Here is a 26,641-nt window from a genome sequence, read left to right as displayed (position 1 = left end):
GGACAACAAACTGACCGCTAACGCGGCCAGAAGAGCGGTTTTACCTATTGACTCCGAGAAGGCTCATATGTGTTATACGCTGACATTGGTCACGACTCCCTTGCTCTTGATGGAGACTAAAAACTTGTACAGCGATTCATTATCAAATGCTTTTGCGGCGAAATCCAATTTGAAAGATTTACCTGCATTAGGAAAAAAAGTAAGCCTTGATGCTACTTGATCGTTTATAGCCCCATGCCCAGAAGACAGCTTTTCCAAAGAATTGGCGTTTGCACCAATATATATTTTCTGAATAGTGTTGATTGGGACTTCTTTATCAAGGGTGCGCCAGCCAGCTATACCTTTTACTAGCAAGTTTTCACCTTCAACTGCTAGCCGATATGAGGACAGTGATTTAGTAAGCCAGTTAAAGTAAAGAAATAAACAAACGATAAGTAAGACTCCGCCTATGGGTAGGCCAATTTGCCTTGCGAGATCTTGCCCTATCCCTACGAAGTCGGTGAGCAGCCACATAATAAGACCGACGAAAATCATGCCATAAAATACAATTGCTACTAGAGCCAAGGGCAACCAGCCGACAAATGATTTTAAGATCTCTTTTTTGGTATTAACTCTGACTTCCATGATTACTCTTTGTGCGTATAACGCCCGCTACAAACGCGAGCAACTTGTTGCGAGTCGAGCGCCCGACGGGCGCGTTTTTGATAGCGATTGTTATATCGCAAAATACTGTTCGCAGCTATATGAGCTTGATTTCAAATCCATAGTTCGCCCTGACGGGAGCTTAACTGTTACTTTGTCTTTACTTGCAGACACAACTTTTATTCCTCTTGGAGTTATGTACTTGTGTAGTTGCTCACAGCTTTTGACGAACATTATGTCTACGTAATCTCTAAACTCATCATCTTCTGAAACATTATTCAAAAGTGTCTTTTTGAGCTGTTTTTCTGGCTGACTCAACTTCGGAGAGTAAGTAGATTGGCAACCAATTAAGAACAAAATAACTATTACAGACAGAAACCCAGACTTCACATTTCTCTCCTTGCGATATAACGCTTTGCTAATTGGCTGCCGCAGCGCAGCGTAGGCAGTCCAGTGGAGGCCACGCTGTTTGTGGCCGTAACGAAATTAAGCAATTTGTTAAGTGGCATTGCTTTTAAGCCAATGCGTGGGATACCACCTACAAAATGCCAACATCCAAAACTGCTCTTTTGTGACTCCTAAAAACTTCCAGAGAATAAATCTATAAAGACTTGCCACAAGTAAAAAGTTAATAGTCACTTGAACTAAAAAAATGAATAGATATAAAACTCCAGCAACAGCTTTTGAATGGGAAGTTTCGAGCGGCTCAATTACTGGAATCCACAGAATCATCCCAAACATTGCAGGAAACAAACAGCACATCGCTATTAAATCTGTCAGAAGCTTGTACCGATACTTCAACTGTTTGAGTAAATTACGCTGGGTCATCTTTGCCACTTAACGCCCGCCACACACGCGAGCAACTTGTTGCGAGTCGAGCGCCTGAAGGGCGCATTTGTGCTGGCGTTTGTTAGGCATTTATAGTGAATTCGTATTTTGCTTGACCATTTTCACCAGATTTGAAAAAGCCTTTACCAGATATATTTGTTAACTCATTTTTTCCCGTGTTTGGCACAATTTCGAAGTTGCTTGTTGCAACACCAGCCTCAAATTTGCCAGTATGCTGAATGACAAAACTGCCAGACTTCTCATTAATTGTTCCGGTCACTGTCTCAAATCCAACAAAAATGGCAGATCCATCAGTTTGGTAAGTCATTAAATATTGAATTTCACTTGAGCCTACCAAATCACCGCTGTAGCTTTGGCAAATTTTGGCATGACTTTGTTTTGAACCATCATCATTTTCAAGATAAGGTTTTTCATCCCAACCTGTTATTTGAAATACTCCGTTTAACATCTTTGTCATTATCTAATCCTTAGTTGATTCAAACCGGTTTACCGCCTAACGCTTTACTAATGGGCTGCCGCAGCGTAGCGTAGGCAGTCCCGTGGAGGCCACGTTGTTTGTGGCCGGAACGAAATTTAGTAACTTGTTAGAGTTTTATTTAAAAGAACCTGGACAGTGTGATTTCGCATCTAATCCATGCCCTTCAAAACCATGCCCGTAAGTTTTCCAAGACATAAGATAAACTTCTGAATTATATTTTACGATCTCCAAAAATATATCTTCTTGATTGATTTTCAATTTCAATAAAAATTCAGCTGTATCTATACTCGGAACACTACCATGATTCGCTTTACTTTTTATAATGCATTCAAAATCAGAACTACTTAAAAAGCCGACTTCTAGCGGTTTTCTTTTCTCTGTTATATCACCCAAGTCATGAAACTTCTCAAATTTTAAAGGCTGCTGAATAAGTTTTAAGTTTTCAATTAGAGCAGTATGGGAATCGTTTTTTGTTTTTATTTGATAGTAAATAGACACGACAGTAAAAATGACCACACTAATTGCAGCTAGAAACTTAAACCCCTTAGTTTCTTCGAACTCTAAACCATGACAATATTCTAAGACTCTGCTTTCCCCCCTTTGAACATCAGTTTTCAATAGTTCAACGATAGATTTCCCTCCAAACCAAGCAACACTTCTGTGAATCCATACTTCACGATCTTTAACTGACGGAATTTTCTTTATTGCTTCCCGAATACGAGGGGGTAGATTTTCAAAGTCGTTGCTCATGATCGCCGAAAACTCTAATCGGGATAGGGAGACGCCTCACAGCGCCTCTCCTCCCACACCACCGTGCATACGGATCACGTACACGGCGGTTCATTTTCATAATCCTAATCATGCTGCTATGGTCGGCAGCCCCATGTTTGTAAAATATCTGTTAGGTAAGGCAATGTAAAGCGCCGGGCTTTTGCTCAGACGCCAAGGGCCATGTGCTGATTTGGCCGTGTTCCAGGCTAAGAACCTGTCCACTCCCGCTTTCCTCAGCATCCGATAGCCCTTACTACCCCATTGCTTCCAGATATAACACCGTAACTTTCGCCGCAACCATTTGTCGGTGTCTCGCAGCTGACTCTGTACTTCCGCTATACCGAAGTACGCTTTCCAACCAAGCAGGGCTTTTCTTATATCTGCGATTACACTACCAATATTATGGCCTCTCGTGCGACGCGTCAGCTCGCGTAATTTGTCTTTCAGCCTGTCCAGCGCCTTATCGGTCACTTTCAGTCTGTTTCCTTTTCCGCGGCTGAACGTAAAGCCAAGGAAGCTTCGCTCCCAAGGCCGAGCTACTGCACTTTTCGCTTTGTTTACCTTGAGCCTCAGGCAGGTTTCGATAAAGCGCTCTATGCTCTGTTTTATTCGTTCACCTGCTCGCTTGCTGCCTGTGTAAATCTGGCAATCATCGGCGTAGCGGGCGAATGAATGGCCACGGCGTTCCAGCTCCCAGTCCAGTTCATTAAGCACAATGTTAGCAAGCAGTGGCGACAGTGGCCCACCTTGTGGTACGCCCTCCTGACAACTTTCTAGTTTGCCTTTGTGATCAATGTTCGCTTTAAGATAACGATGGATCAGCTTTAGCAATGTTGGATCTTGAATTTGAGCACGCAACTTACTCATCAACCTGTCATGGTTAACACGGTCGAAGAACGCGTCTAAATCCAGATCTACTACCCAGCCTTTGCCTGATAGCAGTAAAGCTTTGGCATAACTAACGGCCTGATGCGCACTGCGCATCGGCCTGAATCCATAGCTATTGTTGTGAAACTGGCTTTCCCAGTGCCGGCTTAGTACTTGTGCTATCGCTTGTTGAATAAAACGATCTAGCACGGTTGGTATACCAAGCTTTCGCATGCGACCGTCAGCTTTGGGAATTTCTACCCGTTTTACTGCTTCAGGTTGGTAGTTGCCTGTTTCTAACTGCTCTTTTAGCGTTGGCCAGTGCTGTTTGAGGTAATCCGATAATCTATCTACCGTCATACCATCAACGCCTGCGGCTCCTTTGTTACGTTTCACTTGGTTTAAAGCGCGGATCAGGTTGTCCCTTGCTAATACCTGCGCTATCCATGATGTTGGATTACTCGGTGGTTGGTTTTGTACTTCGTGGTGCTGAATTTCATCCATTGCCTGTGGCAGTGGTCTCGATTGAGACTTGGCAGATGCAATATTCTTCATCAATTTGGTACACCATCACCTGAAAATGTTCGGGCCTTCAACGTTGAGAAACCGCCTACTATGCCCTCTGCTGACTTCTACATGACGATCACGCACAGTTACCCGTTTGTCAGTTGTTCCTTCAACATCATGCAGATCTCTCGGGGTAAGACACATAGCTTTCCTGACGTAGATGCCAGATTTATAAAATACAGCCCAATCGCAGATGGAAGGCTTCCGGGGGGACGCCGAGTCTCACGTGCCCGCTCGCCTCAGCTGTATCACACCTCAGATCTGGTTCTTGTACATCATCCCGTCATTTTGGATTGGGCTTCCTTTAGACCCTGCCTCACGACAACGCCCTTGCCCTTTTCCTAGCCTTCGGCTGGGGCGGCCATCCGTCTGCGAACACCTGGCAAGAGGACTTTCACCTCTCTAGTTACGTGTCATGCCCGACACACACGCTCAAAGCAAGCGCGCGGTCCGCGTCGCTTTGCCTTTGTTTGTTAAATGGCTTAGCAATACAGCAAAACCAAAATGAATAATTAGCCACAATGCGACTACTAAACACCAACCTAAAACAGTAATTGGTGCCATAAACATTTCCTCACCGGCCTGACCATAAACAGGTAAAACTAAGGATTTGAATATGTCTAACGGCATAAATATCGAATGATATGGGATAAATGCAGTCAATTTGTTCTCTGTAATTAAACTCGGGATAATCGCCAATGCCAAATGAGAAATTAACAGCATCGCCCACAGTTTTAGATTTGCCTTCATTCTACTTTTGCCATTTAACGCCCGCAGCACACGCGAGCGGAGCGAGTCGAGGCCGATAGGCCGGTGTGCCTGCGTTTGTTATAGGCTACCATCTAGGCGGCTGTAGCTTTGAAACACTAATTGAGCCGTCTTTTCCCATCGTTACCATTATAGTTACAGTATCTTTACCCCAATGGTACCGGGTTTTACCTTCTTGCTCCCATTGAATTCTATAGCGCTCGCCCAACTCCATCTTTAGGTAAAGCCAATCTTGCATAAACTCCTCAGAAGGCTCAGAAGGTCTATCCGAGTCTCTGTACATTTCTTGCCAAAATTGGAGAGTGCCTAGCTCAAGGTCTTTTAGCTTATCAAGATCTTCTTTTTTAAACTGAATAGGAGATCCGCCAATCTTGAGTTCGAAAAAATCTACATCGTCGTTTTCGGGGTTTAGCCGAATTTCAAGCTCGATAGAGTTATATGGCTTTGGAAGAACCCCCTCCCACTTCGTATAGTGCTGATGCACCAAGGATGCTTCATAAGAAAGCACCGGCAAACTTAATAACACTAAAACTAATACCAAAATTTTCTTCATAGTTGCCGGTACCTATAACGACAAGCTTTGTGGCGGCTGGAGCGCAGCGTAAGCCGTCCCAGCCGCGCTAGCGGCGACAATAGCGCCTTGTTAGAAGCTGGATTATTATGACAGTGAAAACTCATACGCTTCTTTCATTAACGGTTCAATTTTCTTGAGTTCATTAAGACTCCCGATTTTTGCCACATGGGTAATTTGCTTGCCGTCGTCAACGACCTTTATAAAAATTGGATTTTCGATTTTTCTCCCAATATGTATGGCAATCCGAACAACCTCTTTCATGATTGAGAGATCGACAAATATTCGAGTGCTTCGGAAAAGGACATACCTATCTCTTGCAACTGTCTCTACTTTGCCGAGCTTACAGACATAATCCTCTATAGCTTTATATACCTCAACGACTGATTGTGGCCTATCTCTTATCACGTCATCTCGATTGCCGATACCACAAGCATGCCGTTGATTTTTGCGCGCAAATTCTCTTTTGCATTCAGAGCACTGCCACATTTCTTGATTCCTTCGGGCTTCTAACGCAAAGCACACGGGCGGAAAAACGCGCTAGCGTTTAACGTCCCAGCGACCGCAGGGAGTGAGTGATGCGCCTTGTTATGTGTTTGATTTGGCATACTATAATTTTTCCCGCAATAGCAAAGTAGCGAACATAGCTACTCCAAAACCTACTAAACCAAGAATACCTATAGGTTTTATAAACTCTCTATGTTGTTCATCAAAGAAATACCAATCAATAAGAACAAACAGAATTGACATAGCAAGTATTCCCAAAGAAGCATTGAAAAGTAACATTAGGTTTTTGGCAATTGATGAATCATCCTGTTTAGTCATGGATTTCCCTAAACACATAACGCTTTGCTAATTGGCTGCCGCAGCGAAGCGTAGGCAGTCCAGTGGAGACCACGCTTTTTGTGGCCGGAACGAAATTAAGCAACTTGTTATATGAATACTACTCATGGTACTTACGAATTACAGCAATTTTGCCATTTTCTATTTCTAAAACATCCAACAGTATCTGCGTGTATTCGTTTGGCTGCTTGGTTTGAGGATGTATACCTTTGGCGCTGTTTCTATATCGAATAGCTATCGCTGTGTTGTTGAAAGTAAAAACATTCAATAATTCAGCACTATATTGAGTATGACTTCCCAAGTAGAATCGCATTCCTTTGCGCATGTCAGCTTTACCAGTTGGGGTTCGCGAATCATCGGTGACATAAGGTAAATGAGTCGAACCAATATCATCTGTCATCAAAGCCAAGAAGTCTTCCAAGTCCTTTTCTGTTGCATTTGGCGCTTGAGTTGCGTTCATCTTATCAAAATATGTTTGAGCAAAAGCTTTGAGATCAATTTGTGCTTCTGTGGCAGACACACTTGTAGAGGCAAGCATTAGCAAAATAGCTTTTAAATAAATTCGCATATAAAACTCCATTTTTAATTATTCATATAACGCTTTGCTAATTGGCTGCCGCAGCGAAGGCAGTCCAGTGGAGGCCACGCTTTTTGTGGCCGGAACGAAATTAAGCAACTTGTTATACACCACTTAAACAAAAAGCCTGATTGTTAGAGCTATTGAAACAAAACAAATAACCCAAAGCACAATCTGACCGGCTGCTCCTTCAAACTCAAAGCCAATGGCTTTAAACCTAATATTTTCTGATTTTTGCTCAAGTGACAAAACAAGAGCCAATGAGACCAAAGCAGCTAAAGGCAGAGCGATTGCCACCACAGGATTGAAATCCACTGCTTTTTGAAGCCCATCGCCTATTAAAATAGCACCTGTGATTTTGATACCGAATGCTGCCGCAACAGTTATCAGTAAAAATGATAAAAACCATTTAAAACTGAGGATAACTCTCTTTAGAATACTTAGGCCTTTTTCTTCAAATTTATCCACAGTTTGCACGATCTCCTTGTGGTGTATAACGCCGCAAGCAGCGGCGAGCGATAGCGAGTCCAGCACCGCAGGTGCGATGCTGCCTTGCCTTGTTAGAGGGCACTTTATTCACAACCGAACTGCCTGTGTTTAGGACTAGCCGGAGGCAAACCTTTCATTTCGATTAATGCCCAAGTTCCATTGAATTTGTATGGTTGAGCTTGTTCTTTTGATCCCTCGGCAGATGGGAAAAACAAATTGATGTTAACCTCAGATGCCTTCAAATCGACACTACCAATCATCGGTGTTGGTTCTCCGTAAATGCTCCGCAGCCCCGGTGCGCAGTTCAACAATTTATGCCCATTGCTGGAAGTCCCGAGGGCGATCCATTCTTCATCAAGATATGTTCGAGGTATCAGGTCATAAACCATCACTCGATATGGCACACGCAGATAGTGGGAGCCAGAGATTTTATAGCTCTCAACATTTTCGCCGCGATGTTCAGAGTAGGGTGCCATGTGCCCGCAGGCAGTTATTAGCATCACTGCGATTGAAACTATTGGAACACGCATATACCCTCTAACGCCCAAATATGGGGCGCAGACGCGCAGGGCATAATAGCGAAGCGGCCCTGCGTGTTTGCGTCCCAGCCCGCTTTGCGGGCGACATAATTTGTTTGTTATGTGCCGGTTTCATAAACGACTTCTATTTTGCCGACGATTTTTGAGTTGAGAGTACTAAGTTCTTCAGCGGGAACCCACCACTCTAGACATTCTTTGTCTCCAACGCATTTGACTGGAAACTTTTCCATATACTCTGATTCAACTTCAAATTTAGTGACATATCCTTTTCCAAAATCAGAAACATTCCATTGGGTGAGTCTTATGGCGTATTCAAGATTTGTAACGGGATAAAATATCGGTTGCTCAGGTAATCTCGGCGGCCAATTTGTGTAGCCTGAATCAGCTACAAGCTTTAATTCAGCTTCGCCTACAGGGCGATAACAAGTTACAGTTTTCAAAATGCCTCCATAGGCACATAACGCCGCCAGCATGCGCGGCTTTGTAGTGAAGGCGAAGCCGCAGCGGAAAAGGCGTCGCCGTGACTGGCCTTGTTATAAACCACTTTACCCACTTACTGCTGCCGATGTTGAAACTACATCTTTTTTAAGCACCAGCACCACCAGATAAACTAGGCCAAGCGGTGGGATGATTGAAAGTGCCACACCGAGCAAACCAGCTAAAACTGGAGTCTGTGTTTTACGACGGCCAAGGTAATAGCAGACTGCGCCCATGATTAAGGCGAATAAAGCGATGAACTCGCCGAGCAACGTAGCATTAATATTCAAATGAACTCTCCCTGTGGTTTATAACGCTCTAATCAGCCGCGCCGCTGTTTGGCGTCGGATGAATTAGCTTGTTAGCAGTACTTTTTACCTGACTCACCGTTAATAAGGCACCTAAGAAAATTAACGCAAGAATATCTATTCCTAAAAATTGCTCTGGGGAGCTGACTTTGTACTTTAGAAAAGAAAAACCTGGTGAGAAAGAAGCAGAAAAGCCAAATTGTGTATCACTAGTCCAGTTTATGTAAAGGTATAAACCGCCAAGCCCAGAATATGCGGCTTTGATTGAACCAATAGCGAAGCTAGGAACTTGAAGCAATTGGTTTAAAACGGAAATCCAATATTTATCATGCATTTCCCTGACTGCTGTATAACCAGCAACTGCATTCAATACTATCGCGACAATTGAAATTGATGTGCTTAAAAGAGACGCTGAGCCATCAAAAACTGACAGCATGAATATGATCAGTATTGCCACCGCTGCAGCGAGCTGGAAATAGCCAATAATTTTGACCCTATTTTCAGCTATTGAAAATGAATCCTGCTCTTGTTGTTGAGCCAACTCATCTATCTTTTCCTTTCTAGCATCAAGCTCTGCAACCAACGCTTGAAAGTTAGGCGAGTCTGGTGCGATACGGCTACGCACATCAAGCAACTCTTCGATAGAGTATTTAGAATAATCAACTGTACTCATAGTTTTCCTTGTACTGCTAACGCCGCCAGCAGTGGCCGAAAAGCCGCGCAGCGGATTTGAGGTCCAGGCCACGCAGTGGCCGTTGCTGACTGGCCTTGTTAAATTTCACTGACTTTACAACGCTGGTAGTACATTACTACAAAAACTGAAGCAACTAACAGCAAGCCAATAATACCGCCCGACAACACTGACAAAACTGATAGAGGAACCAGAATTATCAAAGCCAAATCCGAGCTCCGAACGAGATAAATACCCAAAACAAAAACTGCCGCTATGGTTACCACATTAAAACTTAAAAACCCTATAAAATACCAAAAAGGGTCGCTTGGATACGTAAAGTCCTCAGTTGTCATCCACAGCATATCAATCTGCGTAATTAAGCGGATGGCAAGGTAAAGAGAATAACTAGCTAGCAGTATTCCAACAGTCCTTTGAAGATGCACCTGTACCTCCGTGAAATTTAACGCTTATTAGGCCGGTCGGCCCGTGTTTAAATACGGGTTGACCCGTATTTGTAAATTTAATGTGCAATAGATTACTGGGCATTTATAAAAAACACAATGAGATGAGGACGTTTCGGGCTTAGTGCCGGCAGAAAATACGGGTCGACCCGCCTAATAAGGCAAATTTGACAATTCAAAAATAACTGTATACTTAAACAGTGTAATTTTGGAGTGTTGCTATGTCGGAACGATCACCATTTTTGCAATACGTCGCTGAGGAGATGTATACCCGGCGCTATGCTAAGCGCACCGTTGAAACGTACCTACATTGGATTAAATTTTTTATTTTATTTCACAAAAAACAGCATCCTAAAGACTTACAAAATGAGCATGTGGAGCAGTTTTTAACCCATCTTGCCGTTAACCGAAATATTGCCGTGCAAACCCAGGCGTTGGCGCTTAATGCATTAAGCTTTTTATATAAAGAAATTATCAAACAGCCGCTGACATTGAGCCTTAATTTTAATCAGGCGGCTAAACCGCGAAAGTTACCCGTGGTAATAACTAAGGCCGAGATTAAGCAGCTTTTAGCCTGTCTTGACCCGCACTATCTACTGTTATCGCAACTACTTTACGGCAGTGGCCTACGTTTAATGGAAGCAGTAAGGCTTAGGGTGAATGCTATTGATTTTGACTATTTGTCATTGATGGTATGGCACCGATAAAGGGGGCGGAGACAATTAAAGACTCCCTAGATTAATCCTATTTGTTTCAGCACCTTGCAGAGGCATGGTAAATATTCGCCCGCCCCCCTTATTTCTCTCATTTATCGGCGCAAAATTGACATAATTTACCGCTGTTTTTCGACATTTTTTTAAAACGGCACAATATTTCAAGCCTTAGGGTTGCCGCAACTGAAATTAATCCTATCAGTAAGCCATCTTACTGAAGCTGACTGTTAACTTGACAATATCATTTATTTAACTATTAATAGCGATATACAAGCATTTGGATGTATTACATTACTGGTTTTACAAAGGACAAACGATGACGAGCTTACGCATAACGGGTTCTGTAGGTATTGCAGCGAAGAACAATGTTAATGATGTCAAAGCAGTGCAGATGGCCTTAAATGCACTAAATAATTTACTTATCTCCACGCCAAAACTCACTGTCGATGGTCGCCTTGGCAGTAAGCCTGAGACATCAAAAACCGTAAGTGCTATTAAATTATTTCAAAAAAAACAGCTGGGCATGGTTAATCCAGATGGCAAGATTGATGTTAATGGCAACACTCAACGCACCATTAACACCTTGCTTGCCAACAACGCTGCCAGTGCAACAAAAACTATCGTGTTACCAACCACTACCGCATACTGGTTAAAAACTGCTGAAGCAGAAATTGGGCAAAAAGAAGTTGCTGGTACCGCGGCAAATCCACGCATTTTAGAGTATTTCAGTGCCGGAAAATTTTGGGGTACAGATGACAGTGGCGGTAAAAACGCCTGGTGTGGCTGTTTTGTCGCCTGGGTTATGAAACAACACGGCTTTGAACCGGTTAAAAATGCTTTCAGAGCCAAAGAATGGGTGAATTTTGGTAAACAAATAAGCACTCCGGTGTCAGGTGCTATAGGCATTAAATCTCGTTCCGGTGGAGGCCATGTCGCCTTTGTTGTTGGCCAAAGTGCAGACGGTAATTACCTATTCATGCTTGGTGGCAACCAGAGCAATAGCGTTCAGGTTTCTCGCTACAAGAAAGACGTATGGGATCATTTTGTCGTGCCATCCAGCTATAACGCCGACAATGCCACCTTACCTGTTTATACCAGCAGCGCTGAAAATGCAGGTAGTGAAGCATGATGAAATATCTGTTTAGTTTCGCCATTACCTTTTTTGTTACGGCGTGTCAGGCGCAGCCAGATGCGAGTAATTCTGCAAACTATGTCGTGCAGGGTTTAGCCGAAGCCGCGGCGAATACGCCTTATCTGGCAAAAGTACAACATGTGAATGTCGTTGAAGAGTCAGCAATTGACCCTGTCACACAAGAGGAATATCAGCGGCATGTATATTCAGCAGACGTACTGACTACCTATCGCGGTACCAACGAGGTTAAAATAAGTTACGCCGTGCGCGTAGAAAAAGGTGAAGATACTGCACTGGATAACACGCCGGTAATTATTGCGTTATGCCGGGACACATTAGGCCTGTTGTATTGGCCTGGTACCGGCTCACAATTCCCGGTTAATCGCCAGACTGAGTTATGGTTACAGCAGCATGAAAAAACCCTACAACAACAAAATAGCACCGACAGCTGGTGTGCTGATTAACTAAGACGCTTTTACATTAAAGACAATGTCGGTCGTGTTTTGCTATTAACACTCAAAACGGACACGGGCTATGTCCATGAAATGGCTGTTGGGTGGTGGGGTGTACAAAATGGATATCGGTTGCGTGCAACAGTAAGCGGTTTGCCATCTGTTCACTTTGCTGGTTTTTGTACAAATCACACCCCAGAATAGGATGGCCTAGAAATTCGCTGTGGATACGTAATTGGTGAGTACGCCCGGTGTGGGGGGTAAAGTACACCAAGGTGCGATCAGGTTGCCAACGTCGGTCTAATACGCTGAATTCCGTTAACGCTGTTTTGCCCGTGCTAGAGCAAATTTTTACCCGCGGAAAAGCGTTTATATCTTTTGCAATGGCTGCAGTTATAACCCCTTGCTCTTTTGCAATACACCCATCGAGCATAGCAGTATAGTGCTTTTGAATGCTGCGCTGTTGAAACTGTTTGTTCAAATGCTGTGTTGCGTGAACCGTTAAGCCAACGACCATGATGCCTGAGGTACCAAAATCTAACCGGTGTGGTAATTTCGCCTGTAAAAATGCAGTGCTTACGCCCTGCTGGCCATGTACTAAACGGTAATGCACCGAATCCCAGTTCAGCGGATTTTTACCCGACAAACTCAGTAAACCACTGGGTTTATTAATAAGTAAAATAGCATCGTCTTGATATAAAATTTCTACAACACCTTTGCACGCTGGCGCGACAAAGTTATCAATGATGCTATCAGTTGGTGTATCAACATTTGGCATTGCAGTTACACCACATTAATTCTACGTTGTTGACTGTTTAGCATTGTAATGACCAGATTGTGTATTTAGTTGCATCCTAATTATCCAGCCGGGTAAAACCAGGCATTAAGTATTAAACCTTGCTTTACTTCGTATACCACAACAACGTCATTTGGCTGTTCAGTCATACCGTAAACTCTTTCATGGTCTATCACTTTGTTACCCACCACCATTCGGTTTAATACTTCGGCGCGCAGCGCGGCTATGGTAAAGCGCTCGGTTTTATAAAACGCTTCAAGTGCAGCGCGGCCTTTTAAGGAAGGTTCCGGAGCCGGCATGCGGTAAATCGCAATATCGTTGTGGTAACAAGCAATAAAGGCAGCTAAGTCTCTTGCGTTGTAGGCATCAAGCTGTTGCTGCACCGGTTGAACAATATTTGCATTTGACATCGAGTGTTCTCATCATAAATACACTATTGGGGTCATCCGGTGACGTGGCATACATATCATCTAAATGCCCCTGCAATAGCTGCACAACCGCAGCTAAGTCCAGCATACCGGGAACAATTTTTAGCATAATTTAGTTTACCGTTAAATCGTAAACCGCATTCACGGTACTTTTAAACGTTATTGTTGCCTGCAAATAACGTCCAGCGCTAGCATTGATATTACGAGTATCTACTTTGGACCCTGTAACTTCTATGCGCTCATAACGGCCTTGCTGATGCTCAGTGTTAGAATTAATGCTATACACTTTGCCCAATGTCGCATCAAATGCATTAGCCATCGCTTCGGCGTTAGATTTCGCATTTTCAACTGCCAGGGCAGCAACTTTTTTACGTAGTTCATTGTTTTTTGTTGAGTGCAATCGAATATCTTTCACTTCATTTATTTGTTGTTCTAAAGCAAAGTTTAACAGGCTGTTTAATTGGTCAATATTTGTCAAGCGAACTGAAAGTGAACGACTGGCACGATAACCACTTAGCAACTCGTTGCCATCGCTATCGTAGGTATAGTGCGGTTCAGTCAACAAATTAGTGGCCGTTACACCTGCTGTTTGAACAGCAAAAGCATCCAGTCCATCGAGAAATTGGTTCACGCGTTTGTCGACATCTTTTTTTGCATCTAACGACGTGGCCTGCTGGCTGCTTACCATAAAAGAAATAACGGCAATATCCGGTGTAGTAGTCAGTTCGGCGCTGCCCCTTACAGCAATATGGCGGTTTGCGGGTAAACTGTTGTCGGCTAATGCACAAAAACTGCAAACCAGTAATAGCGCACCAAACAGGGTTTTCATAATTTATCCTTATTATCAATGACGACTGTCAGTCTGCATTGACAGCATGGATAAAAAAATAGCGACCGACAACATTTTTTTTCCTGCAAATGTTTAAAAAATCCTGTATATTGTCGCACTATTTTCAAACCCCTAGCTTATAGAGATGACTATGTCAGCAGATTTATCCTTATACAGAAACATTGGTATCTTCGCCCACGTTGATGCCGGCAAAACCACGACTACCGAACGTATCCTGAAACTGACCGGTAAAATCCATAAGTTAGGCGAAGTTCACGAAGGTGAATCAACCACCGACTTCATGGAACAAGAAGCTGAGCGTGGTATAACTATCCAGTCAGCTGCTGTTAGCTGTTTTTGGAAAGGCTACCGTTTTAACGTTATCGATACACCAGGACACGTTGACTTCACTGTTGAAGTATACCGTTCACTGAAGGTATTAGATGGCGGTATCGGCGTATTCTGTGGTTCAGGCGGTGTTGAGCCTCAGTCAGAAACAAACTGGCGCTACGCGAACGACGCTGAAGTATCACGTCTGATTTTCGTAAACAAGCTGGACCGTATCGGTGCAGACTTTATCCGCGTAACCGAACAGGTTAAGAAAGTATTAGGTGCTAACCCACTTATCATGACCTTACCTATCGGCCGTGAAGACACGTTCTCTGGTGTTGTTGACCTGTTAACTCAAAAAGCTTACATCTGGGATGAAACTGGCCAGCCAGAAAACTACACTATCACTGATATCCCTGCCGATATGGCTGACGACGTTGAAATGTACCGTCAACAGATGATCGAAACTGCTGTAGAGCAAGACGACGACCTGTTAATGGCGTACATGGAAGGTGAAGAGCCTTCAATCGAAGACATCAAGCGTTGTATCCGTAAAGGTACACGTGACCTGGCATTCTTCCCAACTTACTGTGGTTCTGCCTTTAAAAACAAAGGCATGCAGTTACTGTTAGACGCAGTTGTTGATTATCTGCCAAGCCCAACTGAAGTAATTCCTCAGCCACTGACTGACGAAGAAGGTAACGAGAACGGCCAGCACGCTATCGTATCTGCTGACGAGCCATTCCGCGCGTTAGCATTCAAAATCATGGATGACCGTTTCGGCGCTCTGACCTTCGTACGTGTTTACTCTGGTGTATTGAACAAGGGTGACACCATCCTTAACTCATTCACGGGTAAAACCGAACGTATCGGCCGTATGGTTGAGATGTACGCGAATGACCGTATCGACCTGACAACTGCACAGGCCGGTGACATCATTGCGCTTGTTGGCATGAAGAACAATACGCAAACAGGTCACACCCTGTGTGATCCTAAGCACCCTTGTACACTTGAACCAATGGTATTCCCAGAGCCAGTAATCTCTATCTCTGTTACACCAAAAGATAAAGGTTCAGTAGAAAAAATGGGTATCGCTATCGGTAAGATGGTTGCTGAAGATCCAACGTTCCGTGTTGAAACTGACGTTGACTCTGGTGAAACCATCCTTCGTGGTATGGGTGAATTGCACTTAGATATCAAAGTAGACATCTTAAAACGTACTTACGGCGTTGAGTTAGTTGTAGGCCAGCCACAGGTTGCTTACCGCGAAACCATCACTCGCGAAGTTGAAGATAGCTATACGCACAAGAAACAATCTGGTGGTTCAGGTCAGTACGGTAAAATTGATTACCGCATTCGTCCGGGCGAGCAGAATTCTGGCTTTACGTTCAAATCAACTGTAGTTGGTGGTAGCGTACCAAAAGAATTTATGCCTGCAATCGAGAAAGGCTTCGAGTCAATGATGTCAACCGGTACCCTGGCTGGCTTCCCGGTATTAGACGTTGAAGTTGAAGTATTCGACGGTGGTTTCCACGCCGTTGACTCATCAGCCATCGCGTTCGAAATCGCTGCTAAAGGCGCTTTCCGTCAGTCAATTCCAAAAGCTGGCGCCCAGTTACTTGAGCCGATCATGAAAGTTGACGTGTTCACGCCAGAAGATCACGTAGGTGATGTTATCGGTGACTTAAACCGTCGTCGTGGAATGATCTCTGGTCAGGAAGCTGGCGTTACCGGCGTACGTATCAAAGCTGACGTTCCACTGTCAGAAATGTTCGGTTACATCAGTACACTGCGTACAATGACATCGGGCCGTGGTCAGTTCTCTATGGAGTTCTCGCACTATTCACCATGTCCTACTAACGTAGCTGACACGGTAATTGCGAAAGAGAAAGAAAAGAAAGCTGCCGCTGCTAAAAACTAAGCAGTAAGCTGACAAAAAGCCCCGCCAGTGCAAACTGGCGGGGCTTTTTTTATTGCATCTATTTAATGACTAGGTGTTCATTTAAATATGTTGTTATAAAACTACGTTACATCTCAATCAAAACCGGGTATTTCAAATACTGCTGGTCATAATATGGCATCTGACGGTAGAACCAATTGTAGCGCTCACGTGGGTTATTCTTGAGCGCTTCGTCTTTGGCTAATGCCTGATCAAACTGTGTTTGTAGTTCTGGGTGTTGCACTAACATACGCGCAATTAATGGCTCTATGGCATAGGGCTCAAAATATTCGGTCCGCTCAAACATACCGGGGAAAAAGCCCCAGCTGAAGAATGAATCTGGTGCTGTTGGCTCCAACAAAGCAACAGCTAAACGCCCCAATGGCTGATCGGTACTGACCTTCATCCAACCGGCTGGCAAAGTACGGTTAACAGTCGCGCGGCTAAACATTGCCTCTGTCAGCATAAAACGGCCTTCAAACGGTTTATCGGCAAATTTATAGGCAGTTACGCCAAGCTGCTGTGCGCTGACTTTTTGCGGTTTTTCCAACACGCTGACATCAATGCCGTGTAATTTAAGCCGTTGCATTACACTGTATTGCTCCGGCGGTAGCCAATAAGCTTGCGGTATGGCTACCTCTTTATCTGTCACCTTGTCCCAATACACAGGCAACTGGGGGTATAGTTGTGGCTTACCGGTCCAAGCGACATAGCTGTCACCACTGATTGACGATTGGCGCAGCTCGTAACTCATGCCTTTAAAATCGATAACATCGGCCTGTTCAGCGGTTTTAAAACTCAGTGCCATGCGTTTGGGTCTGGCTTGTAAATCGGCCTGGCGGGCTAATATCAGTGCTTTGCCCTGCTCGTTTAACAAGGTTAAACTTTGTTCCAGCAATACATAGGTACCTAGTACACGCTGTCGATAGGGTTTTAGGCTGTGGTTTTCAACCAGTACCGTTGGTAAATGCCGCACATCACCATAGCCATTGGAATAGCGCGGACTGGCCGTCCAGCCATTAATGCCTTTACTGAAGTCCTTACTGTCTACTCCAAATACCAAAGGGCCAGGAATATGGCCTGCTAGCTCCAGGGCGGCATTAACAGATGGACGATACAGTTTTGCCAACCAGGTTGCGCCATTCGGGCTAATAGCCGCGAAGGGCTCATTAAAGCCATAGGTTATGTCGTACTGGTAATCTTCGCCGTCAGTGACATGCACATCAATATATAAGTCTGGTTGGTAGCGATTAATCAGTGCCAACATAGCCTGCATTTCAGGTGCATCGGCTTTGGTATAATCTCGATTCAAATTCAGGTTTTGTGCCGTTGCACGCCAGCCCTGTTGTACCGGTCCGCGTTGATTCATTCTGTTGGTCGTTGAACGACGCTCGTGGCCATCGGGTGAAAATACCGGTATAAACAATAAATCTGTATTAGCCAATAAATGCGATTTACCGCCGTGGGCGATATCACGCAACAGCATTAAGCCGGCATCTTTGCCATCAATTTCGCCGCTATGAATTCCAGCCTGCACCAGTAATAAAGGCCGCTGAGGGTTTTGTGCAATTTTGTGTAATGCTTTACTGGCTTTGACAACATATAACGGCCGTCCTTGCGCACTTAAACCAAACTGCTCTAGTTCAAGCAAGTCTGAGCTATCAACCAACTTACGCAAATATTCCAGCGTGGTTGCATAATCCGGACTATCCGCTAAACCCGATAATTCGGCTGGACTAACCCAAGGGTTTTGCTTAGTAGCAATTAATGCTTCACTGGCTCCGCGCCATGCTGGTAAAGGGGGTAACCAATCATCTGCGCTATAACCACCCGCACAAAAAAGCAGGCTACTGCTTAGTAAAAAACTCCACGACTTGTTCATATTAGGCATTACCTGTTTTTATTTTAAATACACTACAATACAACACTGGTAAAAACAGCAGTGTCAGTACAGTGGCGAAACCTAAACCAAACATAATGACCACCGCCATACTCGCGAAAAAGTCATCTGCTAATAACGGCAGCATACCTAAAATGGTGGTAACCGCAGCCATCGCAACGGGTCTAACCCGACTCACTGCACTGTCGAACACCGCTTGGTAAGCCGCTTTACCCTCTTCCAGTTCAAGCCTTATCTGTTCTATCAATACAATTCCGTTTTTAATTAACATACCGGACAAACTCAAAAAGCCCAACAAGGCCATAAACCCAAAAGGGGCACCCATAATTTTTAAACCAAAGCTAACACCAATAATAGCCAGTGGTACACATGCCCAAATCACCAGTGCGCATCGCATTGAATTAAATAGTAATACCGTGATGATAAACATCACCAGATAGCCCATGGGTAAAGAACCAAACAGCGCTTTTTGTGCTTTTTGCTGCGCTTCAAACTCCCCCCCCCATGTCAGGAAATAGCCCGCAGGCAATGGTATTGCCTCTATTTGTGTTTTTACGCGTTTTAACAAGTTGGCGGCGGTGTCATCACCTAAAATGTCGTGATCAGCCATCACCGTGAGAGTACGTTTACGGTCTCTGCGCTGCACTTGAGGGTCTTCCCATTGCAATTCAAAACCATTAACAACCTGCGTAATAGGGATATATCGTGCCAGTTTACTGCTGTACACCTGTATGTCATACAGGGCATCAACATTATCTCTTTCACTTAATGGCGAGCGCACAACGATAGGCAATAAATGCGTACCATCACGATAAACACCGAGTGTTTTCCCCGAAATACTTGTTAACAACACATCATCAATATCCTGCTTACTCACCCCTGCCCGGCGTGCCATCGCTTCATTAAAACGCGGGCGAATAATTTTCTGCCTGTCGCGCCAATTGTCGCGCACATTTCTGGCGCCATCGTCAGCACGCAAAATTGTTTGTGCCTGTTCAGACAAGGCTCTTAGTACGTCAGGATCGGCGCCGCTAAAACGTGCTTCAATTTTTGCCGGTGTCGAAGGACCTACCTCCAGCCGCATCAGCTTAGATTCTATCGCCGGGTGTTGCTGGTAAATATAATCACGCACCTGAGCCATCAACAGCGGTAGCTTATCTTTATCGTCCATCCGAACAATCAGCTGACTGTAGCTGGCATACATTTTTTCCGGTTGATAAGTCAGCATAAAACGTTCAGCGCCGCGACCAGAGGTTGAGGTAACATTGGTTACCCCATCCTGCAGCAACAGATACGCCATAATTTCTTCTGCTTGTGCGGTAGAATGACGGATGTCACTTCCGGCAGGCTGCCATAAATCGACCAGAAAAATTGGCGTATTTGATGGCGGGAAGAACACTTGCTTCACCTTACCAAAAACAACAATGCTACTAACCAGCAACAACACAGTAATCAAATAGGTTAAGCCGCGATAACGCATAGCACCGTGCAGCAAGGCACGATACACATTGAAAATAACGCCCTTGTATAAATCATCATTATTATCTTGTTGAACGGCCTCAGTTTGCACCTTGTCTTTAAATAAAATACTGGCAAAAAAGGGTGTCAACGTTATCGCTGTTACCCAACTTAGCAGTAAAGACACTAACAACACCCAAAATAAGCTTCCTGCAAATTCACCGGTGGCATCACTGGATAAACCGATGGGAGCAAAAGCGGTTACAGCAATAACAGTTGCGCCTAGTAACGGCCACTGAGTTTGTTTAACAATAAGTGACGCAGCATCTGCAAATTTCAACCGGCGCTGCATGCCAATTAAAATGCCTTCGGTTATGACTATGGCGTTATCAACTAACATCCCCAATGCAATAATTAACGCGCCCAGTGACACGCGCTGCAGTTCAATCTGCATTTGCCGCATAAAAATAAAGGTGCCCAGTACCGTTAGCAGCAAAATCAGGCCAATTAAAAAACCACTGCGCAGTCCCATAAAAACCAACAGTACAACTACTACAATAACAACCGCTTCTGCCAGGTTAATGATAAAACCACTTACTGAATTAGCGACTTCATCCGGCTGGTTATAAATAGTATGCAGTTCTATACCAACAGGTTGATTATATTGAAGTTGCTTCAGGCGCTGTGCTATTTGCGCGCCGGCATCTACCACATTAACGCCCGAGGTAAAAGAAATGCCCAACGTTAACGCATTTTCCCCACCATGGCGAACCACCTGCATTGGTGTTTCCGTGGGAGCCCGATGCACCGTAGCAATATCACCCAGGTAAATCAGCTCACTGGCTGCAGGGTTACTAATAATCAGGTTTTCCAACTCAGACACCTGCTGAAACTCGCCAGTCGGAAAAATGCGCAGCCGTTCAGCACCGATCCGAATTGATCCGGCATTAGATACAACGTTTTGACTTTGCAGCAAACTGGCAAGTTGCCCGGGAGAAATGCCCAGTGCCGCTAAGCGCGAACGCGACATTTCCACAATAACTTGCTCTTGCTGCACACCACCAACGGCTATTTTGCCCACTGCAGGCACAGTGACCAGCTCACGTCGTAAGAAATCAACGTAATCGCGAAGTTCGTCATCGCTAAAGCCTTCACCGGTTATCGCATACAAGATGCCATACACATCACCAAAATCGTCCCGCACGGCAGGCGTGCCAACCCCTGGCGGTAACTGGCCTTGTAAATCGGTGATTTTGTGTCGTAATTCATCCCAAATTTGTTTTAACTGCGCCGCACGGTAAGTGTCTTTCATTTCTACCATGATTTGCGACTGCCCCGCCGTAGACACTGACGTAACGTGATAAACATAAGGCAGTTGCTGTATAGCATTTTCCAGCGGATAACTCACTTCCTCTTCAACCTGCTGCGGCGACGCACCAGGATATTGTGTCACAACCATCGCCTGTTTTAAGGTAAACTGCGGATCTTCCAGCCGGCCAAGCCCGCTGTAAGCAATAATGCCGCCAATAAACAGAATGCATGCAAACAGCCAGGATGAAGTCCGGTTTTTGATAAAATAACTGGCGACATCCATCGTTATAGCCCCCGCTCACGCACCCAGGGCCGCACTTGCTGACCATCTTGTAGCTGCTGCACACCTGCACTCACAATTTGCTCACCGGGAGCTAAGCCATCGGTTACAGCCAAGCCTGCGCTGGTTAATTCGCCAACACTCACCTGACGAAGGGCAACGAGATGAGATTGCGGGTTATAGACCCAGACAAAGCTGTCTTTATTCTGCACGCTTTGCTGCGGTGGGCTAAAAATAGCACCTGCGGGAATATAACTGACATGGTTTTCAATGCGGCTAATTTTATCCATCTCAACAATCACATTTGCCGTCATGCCTGCCAGTAAATTAAACTCCTCTGGATTTGGCATACTAAACACGACCTTATAACTATTGGTCGCAGGATCGGGCCGGGTATCCCATTCTTTAACTTTGGCGCGGTATCGGTATTGCGGATGAGAGTCGAACACCACTTCTGGTTGATAATCCAGGTCTTTTTTTACATTTGAAATTACGTCTTCCGGCACTTGAATAGCAATATCGATACTGCCGCGTAACTGCAACTCAAGAATAGGTTGCTGAGCTGCAACGTTCTCATGATTTTCAATCAGTTGCCGCGAGATAATGCCGGAAAACGGCGCATGTAATTCAGTGTAACTTAGTGCGGTATTGCTGGTTTTCAAGTCGGCGGTTGCCACCTGAAATTGCGCTTTGGCTTCATCATATACAGACTGCGATACCAGTTTTTGGTTAATGAGTTGCTCTGACCGTTCAAACTGAGTTTTTGCCAGCTCATAACGGGCACTGGCTTGCTCCATCTTTAAAGCAAAATCGGTATCATCTAATTTGGCTAACAGCTGTCCCTCTGTCACCGCCTGGCCTGGCCGAACCAGCATTTGCGTTAATTTTCCACTAACCCGAAATGTCAGCCTGACATTTTCACTTGGCTCTGCCACCGCGGGAAACTGCCGTATTACACCGACACCACCCGAATTGACCGTAAACAACTTTACCGGCCGAACCAAGGGTTCAACGGGCTGCTCTGAAACCTGATCGCAGGCTGAAAGAAAAAATACCGACGAAAAAACCACGGCCGGAAAAAGAGAATAGTGAGCAGACATAGTAAACATTCCTGACTTTAAATTTAACAGGCAATGGCCGCTGTATTGCTATATTTATTGCAATAACAGCAACATAAAGAGTACGAAACCAAACAAGTATAAACCCGTTGTTAAAATTCAGAAAGGAAAAACCTGTGTGCTAAATCTCCAGTAAAGCTTGTTTTAACAGCTGCACTTTGTCACGTAACTGTGCGGCTTGCTCAAACTCTAAATCACGGGCATGCTGCAGCATCTTCTGCTCCAATTGTTTTATTTCAGCCTCAACCTGATAAGGCGTTTTACCTTTAACTAAGCGCACTTTTTCTGCCACCATGGGCAATGCGGCTTTGGCGTCTTGCCCCAGATCCATCACGTCACCCACTTTTTTCGTAATCGCTTTGGGTGAAATACCATGCTCAATATTGAACTGCTGTTGTTTCGCCCGCCGCCGATCGGTTTCATCAATGGCTCGTTGCATTGAACCGGTAATACGGTCGGCGTATAAAATGGCTCGGCCAGACAGGTTCCGCGCTGCACGGCCAATGGTTTGAATTAACGAGCGTTCAGAACGCAAAAAGCCTTCTTTATCGGCATCAAGAATAGCCACCAATGACACTTCAGGGATATCCAGACCTTCACGTAACAGGTTTATGCCCACCAAGACATCAAAGACACCAAGGCGTAGATCTCGAATAATCTCCATTCGCTCGACGGTATCGATATCAGAGTGCAAATAACGTACTTTAATACCATGATCGTGCAGGTACTCGCTAAGGGCTTCGGCCATTTTTTTGGTTAACGTGGTGACTAACACCCGCTCTTTACGTTCTGCACGAATAAAGGCCTCAGACAGTAAGTCATCCACTTGCGTTGCAACTGGCCGAATTTCAATTACAGGGTCAACCAATCCGGTTGGCCGCACAACCTGCTCAATAATATCACCAGCGGATTGCTCAAGCTCATATGCAGCTGGAGTTGCTGATACATAAACACGTTGAGGTGCAATGGCTTCAAATTCATCAAATTTAAGCGGCCTGTTATCCAGAGCGGAAGGTAAACGAAACCCATAATTGACTAAGTTTTCTTTACGCGAACGGTCACCTTTATACATAGCGCCAATTTGTGACACCGTGACATGCGACTCATCAATAAACATTAATCCGTCGGCTGGAAAGTAGTCCAGTAAGGTTGGTGGTGGTTCGCCATTGGCTCGGCCAGATAAGTAACGGGAATAGTTTTCAATGCCCGAGCAGTAACCCAGTTCTACCATCATTTCAATATCAAACAAGGTACGTTGGCTTAGACGCTGCTCTTCTACTAATTTATTATTCTGTAACAGCTCGTCGCGACGCTGTTTAAGCTCAACTTTTATGTCATCAACAGCCGCCAGAATTTTCTCACGCGGTGTTACGTAGTGTGTCTTGGGATAAACGGTGTAACGGGTGACCACTTTCTCTACTGAACCAGTAAGCGGGTCGAAAATACTGATGCGTTCAATCTCTTCGTCAAATAACTCTATGCGTACGGCAACATCGTCAGATTCTGCAGGGAAAACATCAATAACGTCTCCCCGCACCCGATAAGTTGCACGTTGAAATTCAATGTCATTTCGCGTGTACTGTAGTTCTGCTAAACGGCGCAATATAAAGCGCTGGTCGACAATGTCCCCTACTTTCAAATGTAACAACATTTTCATATACGATTCGGGATCGCCCAAACCATAGATAGCGGACACAGAAGCAATAATAACTACATCGCGTCGCTCCATCAGAGCTTTAGTCGCTGATAAACGCATTTGCTCAATATGCTCGTTAATTGACGCATCTTTTTCTATAAAAGTATCCGTCGATGGCACATAGGCTTCTGGCTGATAGTAATCGTAATATGAAACAAAATACTCTACCGAATTATGAGGAAAAAACTCTTTCATTTCGCCATACAGCTGCGCGGCCAGCGTTTTGTTATGCGCCATAATAAGTGTTGGCCTGTTCACGCGGGCAATAACACTGGCCATAGTAAAGGTTTTTCCGGAGCCGGTAACACCGAGCAGTGTTTGATGCGCCAATCCAGATTCCAGCCCCTCGACCAGTTTATCTATGGCTTGAGGCTGATCGCCTGCAGGTTTATAAGGTGATACCAGTTCAAATGCGCGTGTCATAACAATGCCTCTTCAGAGGTACGCCGAAGCGCCCGGTTAAACCAATTCCAGGCTAAAATAGCGGTAAAAAGGTTGGCAATAACACAACCAACAAAAAGCCCAACTACGCCATAAAGTTTGCCACCCAGCCAGGCGAAAGGTAAATAAAACACAAACAAACGTACCAGACTGAGCAACAGCGCACTGCCAGGCTGATGCAAGGCATTGAATGAAGAATTAGTTAAAATGGTAATGCCTTGCAAGCCATACGCTAACGGTAATATCCAGATAAACTGTCGTAAAATGGTCAGTACATCAGGTTCATCGCTAAACAAGCTTGCCAATGGCCAAGCCAATGCTGCCATTACCAGGTAGACGCCTAACTGCCACAACATGACAAAACGTCCACATAAACGATAAGCTTGCTGCACCCTGGACATTAGTCCAGCGCCGAAGTTTTGACTGACGAAAGGCGGTAACGTCATCGATAAAGCCAGTACAACCAGGCAAGCAAGGCTTTCAAGACGGGCGCCAACACCAAAAGCTGCGACGGCAGCAGCACCATAACTGGCCATAATAGCGGTCAATACTCCCATTGCCAGTGGCGTTAACATGTTGGCACCCGCCGCTGGTAGTCCGATACGGAGAATTTTGCGGCACACACTTAATAGCAACGTTATCGAAATCCAGCCGGTACTGATAAGATCACGCTTCACCAGCAGGTACAAGATCAACGTAGAACCAAATATCCACGATATTAATGTCGCAATAGCAGCACCTTGCATCCCCAACGCAGGCAACGGGCCAACACCGAATATCAGCACAGGGTCAAGTACCGCGTTGACCAAACCTGAACTGGCCATAATGATACTAGGCGTTTTAGTATCGCCGGCGGCGCGCAGCACTGCATTACCTACCATAGGCAGTACAAGCAAAACCGCACCACAAAACCAGATATCCATATACTGGCGAATGTAAACCAACACCTCTTTCGACGCGCCAAGTGCCGTAAATAATGGTTCAGTTAATAAATACCCTAGCAGAGCAAGCGCAGCAACTAACGCTGCCGACAACCCCAGCGCAACCTGACCATCAGTTCGGGCTTCTGACAATCTTCCGCCACCCAGCGCTTTGGCAATTACTGCTGAGGTCCCAATACTTAATCCGATGGACAAGCTAATAAGAGCGAAAGACACTGGAAATGTAAAACTGATTGCAGCCAACTGCACAGTACCCAACATACTAATGAAAAAGGTGTCGACCAAATTAAACGTCATCAATGTAATCATCCCCACAAGCATGGGCAACGTCATTGATACCAGGATCGTTTGAATATTGTCTTTCGTTAGCGAAGCAGGAGATTTGGCGTTTGTCATAGTCACAGCTTGAATTCGGTAATGGGTCATTGTAGATAAAACAAGGGCTACAGGCCATGGTGTTTTGGTACGAATTGATAAATTGTACCAATCTTCAGCTTTATATCGCCAACCAGGCAAAACAGTTCACAATTTCAACGTGATTTACTGCTACCTTTCTGTTTGACACGACGACCGACAATCAAATACTTAAGTCATTGTTTATATTGAATATAAATTTTCATCGCAAGTTACTTGACCTGCAACAAAACCAGTGAAAACAAGCCTTAGCCAAGGTAACACTCACACCGTACACAGAGTTATCCACAGATTCTGTGGGTAACTCTGTGTAATCCCTGCCAGCAAAGGGTTGAACGATAATTGGAATTGTCATTTTTTTCTGTCGGCTTTTTGGCCAAAAAATGCTCCTAGAATCGACGCTTTGTTCAAACATTACGCAAGTGATGCAACTTAGCAAAAATCCCTGTGCCAAAGTGTTGACAGGGGGTATAGCTGGCATTAGTATTGCGCCCCGTTGAAAGCTGTTCCCTAGTAGCTCAGTTGGTTAGAGCGGCGGACTGTTAATCCGTAGGTCACTGGTTCGAGTCCAGTCTGGGGAGCC

Annotated in this window: 27 protein-coding genes and 1 tRNA gene; 5 read left to right on the top strand and 23 right to left on the bottom strand. The window is 44.8% G+C overall.

All coding sequences use genetic code 11. The features are described 5' to 3' along the window. Nucleotides 1-72: 72 nt before the first annotated feature. From ORJ00_RS15940 to ORJ00_RS15875, 14 genes are all read right to left on the bottom strand, one after another. Nucleotides 73-624, bottom strand: coding sequence for a hypothetical protein (locus tag ORJ00_RS15940; protein ID WP_306140340.1), 552 nt, complete (start codon nucleotides 622-624; stop codon nucleotides 73-75). A 928-nt stretch (nucleotides 625-1,552) separates the two neighbouring features. Then, entirely contained in the window at nucleotides 1,553-1,948 is a 396-nt protein-coding gene (locus ORJ00_RS15935; protein ID WP_306140339.1) for a DUF3224 domain-containing protein, read from the bottom strand. Between the two features lie 135 nt (nucleotides 1,949-2,083). Beyond that, entirely contained in the window at nucleotides 2,084-2,719 is a 636-nt protein-coding gene (locus ORJ00_RS15930; RefSeq protein ID WP_306140338.1) for a hypothetical protein, read from the bottom strand. 108 nt (nucleotides 2,720-2,827) lie between these two features. Next, nucleotides 2,828-4,162, bottom strand: a complete 1,335-nt coding sequence (ltrA, locus tag ORJ00_RS15925; protein WP_306126763.1) for a group II intron reverse transcriptase/maturase — start codon at nucleotides 4,160-4,162, stop codon at nucleotides 2,828-2,830. 444 nt (nucleotides 4,163-4,606) lie between these two features. Then, entirely contained in the window at nucleotides 4,607-4,924 is a 318-nt protein-coding gene (locus tag ORJ00_RS15920) for a hypothetical protein (RefSeq protein WP_306140337.1), read from the bottom strand. 85 nt (nucleotides 4,925-5,009) lie between these two features. Further along, the gene (locus ORJ00_RS15915) at nucleotides 5,010-5,495 is read right to left on the bottom strand and encodes a hypothetical protein (protein WP_306140336.1); all 486 of its coding nucleotides are present in this window, start codon (nucleotides 5,493-5,495) and stop codon (nucleotides 5,010-5,012) included. Between the two features lie 105 nt (nucleotides 5,496-5,600). After that, on the bottom strand, nucleotides 5,601-6,002 hold the full coding sequence (locus ORJ00_RS15910) for a DUF5655 domain-containing protein (RefSeq protein WP_306140335.1): 402 nt from the start codon (nucleotides 6,000-6,002) through the stop codon (nucleotides 5,601-5,603). Between the two features lie 120 nt (nucleotides 6,003-6,122). Further along, a complete protein-coding gene (locus ORJ00_RS15905) occupies nucleotides 6,123-6,338 on the bottom strand; it encodes a hypothetical protein (RefSeq protein WP_306140334.1) in 216 nt (71 codons plus the stop codon). A 118-nt stretch (nucleotides 6,339-6,456) separates the two neighbouring features. Continuing rightward, nucleotides 6,457-6,924 carry a nuclear transport factor 2 family protein gene (locus tag ORJ00_RS15900; RefSeq protein WP_306140333.1) on the bottom strand — a complete coding sequence of 156 codons (468 nt, stop codon included), beginning with the start codon at nucleotides 6,922-6,924 and terminating at the stop codon, nucleotides 6,457-6,459. A gap of 123 nt (nucleotides 6,925-7,047) precedes the next feature. Continuing rightward, nucleotides 7,048-7,401 (bottom strand): hypothetical protein, encoded by a 354-nt coding sequence (locus tag ORJ00_RS15895; RefSeq protein ID WP_306140332.1) that lies wholly within the window; start codon nucleotides 7,399-7,401, stop codon nucleotides 7,048-7,050. 104 nt (nucleotides 7,402-7,505) lie between these two features. After that, nucleotides 7,506-7,952, bottom strand: coding sequence for a hypothetical protein (locus ORJ00_RS15890; protein WP_306140331.1), 447 nt, complete (start codon nucleotides 7,950-7,952; stop codon nucleotides 7,506-7,508). Between the two features lie 107 nt (nucleotides 7,953-8,059). Further along, nucleotides 8,060-8,401 (bottom strand): hypothetical protein, encoded by a 342-nt coding sequence (locus ORJ00_RS15885; RefSeq protein WP_306125661.1) that lies wholly within the window; start codon nucleotides 8,399-8,401, stop codon nucleotides 8,060-8,062. A gap of 105 nt (nucleotides 8,402-8,506) precedes the next feature. After that, a complete protein-coding gene (locus ORJ00_RS15880) occupies nucleotides 8,507-8,728 on the bottom strand; it encodes a hypothetical protein (RefSeq protein WP_305977864.1) in 222 nt (73 codons plus the stop codon). Nucleotides 8,729-8,756: 28 nt separating this feature from the next. Next, nucleotides 8,757-9,419 (bottom strand): hypothetical protein, encoded by a 663-nt coding sequence (locus ORJ00_RS15875; protein ID WP_306140330.1) that lies wholly within the window; start codon nucleotides 9,417-9,419, stop codon nucleotides 8,757-8,759. Nucleotides 9,420-10,101: 682 nt separating this feature from the next. Between ORJ00_RS15875 and ORJ00_RS15870 the strand changes: the two genes are divergently transcribed. The 3 genes from ORJ00_RS15870 (at nucleotide 10,102) to ORJ00_RS15860 (ending at nucleotide 12,189) form a co-directional block, all read left to right on the top strand. Continuing rightward, the gene (locus tag ORJ00_RS15870) at nucleotides 10,102-10,587 is read left to right on the top strand and encodes a phage integrase N-terminal SAM-like domain-containing protein (RefSeq protein ID WP_306140329.1); all 486 of its coding nucleotides are present in this window, start codon (nucleotides 10,102-10,104) and stop codon (nucleotides 10,585-10,587) included. 322 nt (nucleotides 10,588-10,909) lie between these two features. Then, the gene (locus ORJ00_RS15865) at nucleotides 10,910-11,722 is read left to right on the top strand and encodes an NlpC/P60 family protein (RefSeq protein WP_306140328.1); all 813 of its coding nucleotides are present in this window, start codon (nucleotides 10,910-10,912) and stop codon (nucleotides 11,720-11,722) included. Next, entirely contained in the window at nucleotides 11,719-12,189 is a 471-nt protein-coding gene (locus ORJ00_RS15860; RefSeq protein ID WP_306140327.1) for a hypothetical protein, read from the top strand. The genes ORJ00_RS15865 and ORJ00_RS15860 overlap by 4 nt, the downstream gene beginning before the upstream one ends. A 52-nt stretch (nucleotides 12,190-12,241) precedes the next feature. Here ORJ00_RS15860 and ORJ00_RS15855 read toward each other — a convergent pair whose 3' ends face one another. The 4 genes from ORJ00_RS15855 to ORJ00_RS15840 all read right to left on the bottom strand — a co-directional run bounded on the left by ORJ00_RS15855 (nucleotide 12,242) and on the right by ORJ00_RS15840 (nucleotide 14,230). Beyond that, a complete protein-coding gene (locus ORJ00_RS15855; RefSeq protein ID WP_306140326.1) occupies nucleotides 12,242-12,955 on the bottom strand; it encodes an RluA family pseudouridine synthase in 714 nt (237 codons plus the stop codon). A gap of 80 nt (nucleotides 12,956-13,035) precedes the next feature. Beyond that, nucleotides 13,036-13,383 carry a nuclear transport factor 2 family protein gene (locus ORJ00_RS15850; protein WP_306140325.1) on the bottom strand — a complete coding sequence of 116 codons (348 nt, stop codon included), beginning with the start codon at nucleotides 13,381-13,383 and terminating at the stop codon, nucleotides 13,036-13,038. Continuing rightward, on the bottom strand, nucleotides 13,340-13,510 hold the full coding sequence (locus ORJ00_RS15845) for a hypothetical protein (protein ID WP_306125502.1): 171 nt from the start codon (nucleotides 13,508-13,510) through the stop codon (nucleotides 13,340-13,342). The genes ORJ00_RS15850 and ORJ00_RS15845 overlap by 44 nt, the downstream gene beginning before the upstream one ends. A 3-nt stretch (nucleotides 13,511-13,513) precedes the next feature. After that, nucleotides 13,514-14,230 carry an SIMPL domain-containing protein gene (locus ORJ00_RS15840; protein WP_306140324.1) on the bottom strand — a complete coding sequence of 239 codons (717 nt, stop codon included), beginning with the start codon at nucleotides 14,228-14,230 and terminating at the stop codon, nucleotides 13,514-13,516. Nucleotides 14,231-14,375: 145 nt separating this feature from the next. Between ORJ00_RS15840 and fusA the strand changes: the two genes are divergently transcribed. After that, nucleotides 14,376-16,481, top strand: a complete 2,106-nt coding sequence (fusA, locus tag ORJ00_RS15835) for an elongation factor G (protein ID WP_370304655.1) — start codon at nucleotides 14,376-14,378, stop codon at nucleotides 16,479-16,481. A gap of 106 nt (nucleotides 16,482-16,587) precedes the next feature. On the opposite strand, the gene ORJ00_RS15830 is transcribed toward fusA, so the two are convergent. From ORJ00_RS15830 to ORJ00_RS15810, 5 genes are all read right to left on the bottom strand, one after another. Further along, complete coding sequence (locus tag ORJ00_RS15830) at nucleotides 16,588-18,381, bottom strand: M14 family metallopeptidase (RefSeq protein WP_306140322.1); 1,794 nt, start codon at nucleotides 18,379-18,381, stop codon at nucleotides 16,588-16,590. A 1-nt stretch (nucleotide 18,382) separates the two neighbouring features. After that, nucleotides 18,383-21,451 (bottom strand): efflux RND transporter permease subunit, encoded by a 3,069-nt coding sequence (locus ORJ00_RS15825; RefSeq protein WP_306140321.1) that lies wholly within the window; start codon nucleotides 21,449-21,451, stop codon nucleotides 18,383-18,385. A 2-nt stretch (nucleotides 21,452-21,453) separates the two neighbouring features. After that, a complete protein-coding gene (locus ORJ00_RS15820) occupies nucleotides 21,454-22,548 on the bottom strand; it encodes an efflux RND transporter periplasmic adaptor subunit (RefSeq protein ID WP_037054565.1) in 1,095 nt (364 codons plus the stop codon). A gap of 139 nt (nucleotides 22,549-22,687) precedes the next feature. After that, nucleotides 22,688-24,685: an excinuclease ABC subunit UvrB gene (gene uvrB, locus ORJ00_RS15815; protein ID WP_306125497.1), complete on the bottom strand. Its 1,998-nt coding sequence runs from the start codon at nucleotides 24,683-24,685 to the stop codon at nucleotides 22,688-22,690. Beyond that, a complete protein-coding gene (locus ORJ00_RS15810) occupies nucleotides 24,682-26,040 on the bottom strand; it encodes an MATE family efflux transporter (RefSeq protein WP_306140320.1) in 1,359 nt (452 codons plus the stop codon). Before ORJ00_RS15810 ends, uvrB begins: the two co-directional genes overlap by 4 nt. A 525-nt stretch (nucleotides 26,041-26,565) precedes the next feature. Between ORJ00_RS15810 and ORJ00_RS15805 the strand changes: the two genes are divergently transcribed. After that, a tRNA-Asn gene (locus ORJ00_RS15805) sits at nucleotides 26,566-26,639 on the top strand. Nucleotides 26,640-26,641 lie beyond the last annotated feature (2 nt).

Source organism: Rheinheimera baltica (genome assembly GCF_030731985.1).
In the GTDB taxonomy this organism is placed as follows: Bacteria; Pseudomonadota; Gammaproteobacteria; order Enterobacterales; family Alteromonadaceae; genus Alishewanella; species Alishewanella baltica.
The sequence above is the reverse complement of the archived record's forward strand: the minus strand, read 5'-3'. Positions and strand labels throughout refer to the sequence as shown.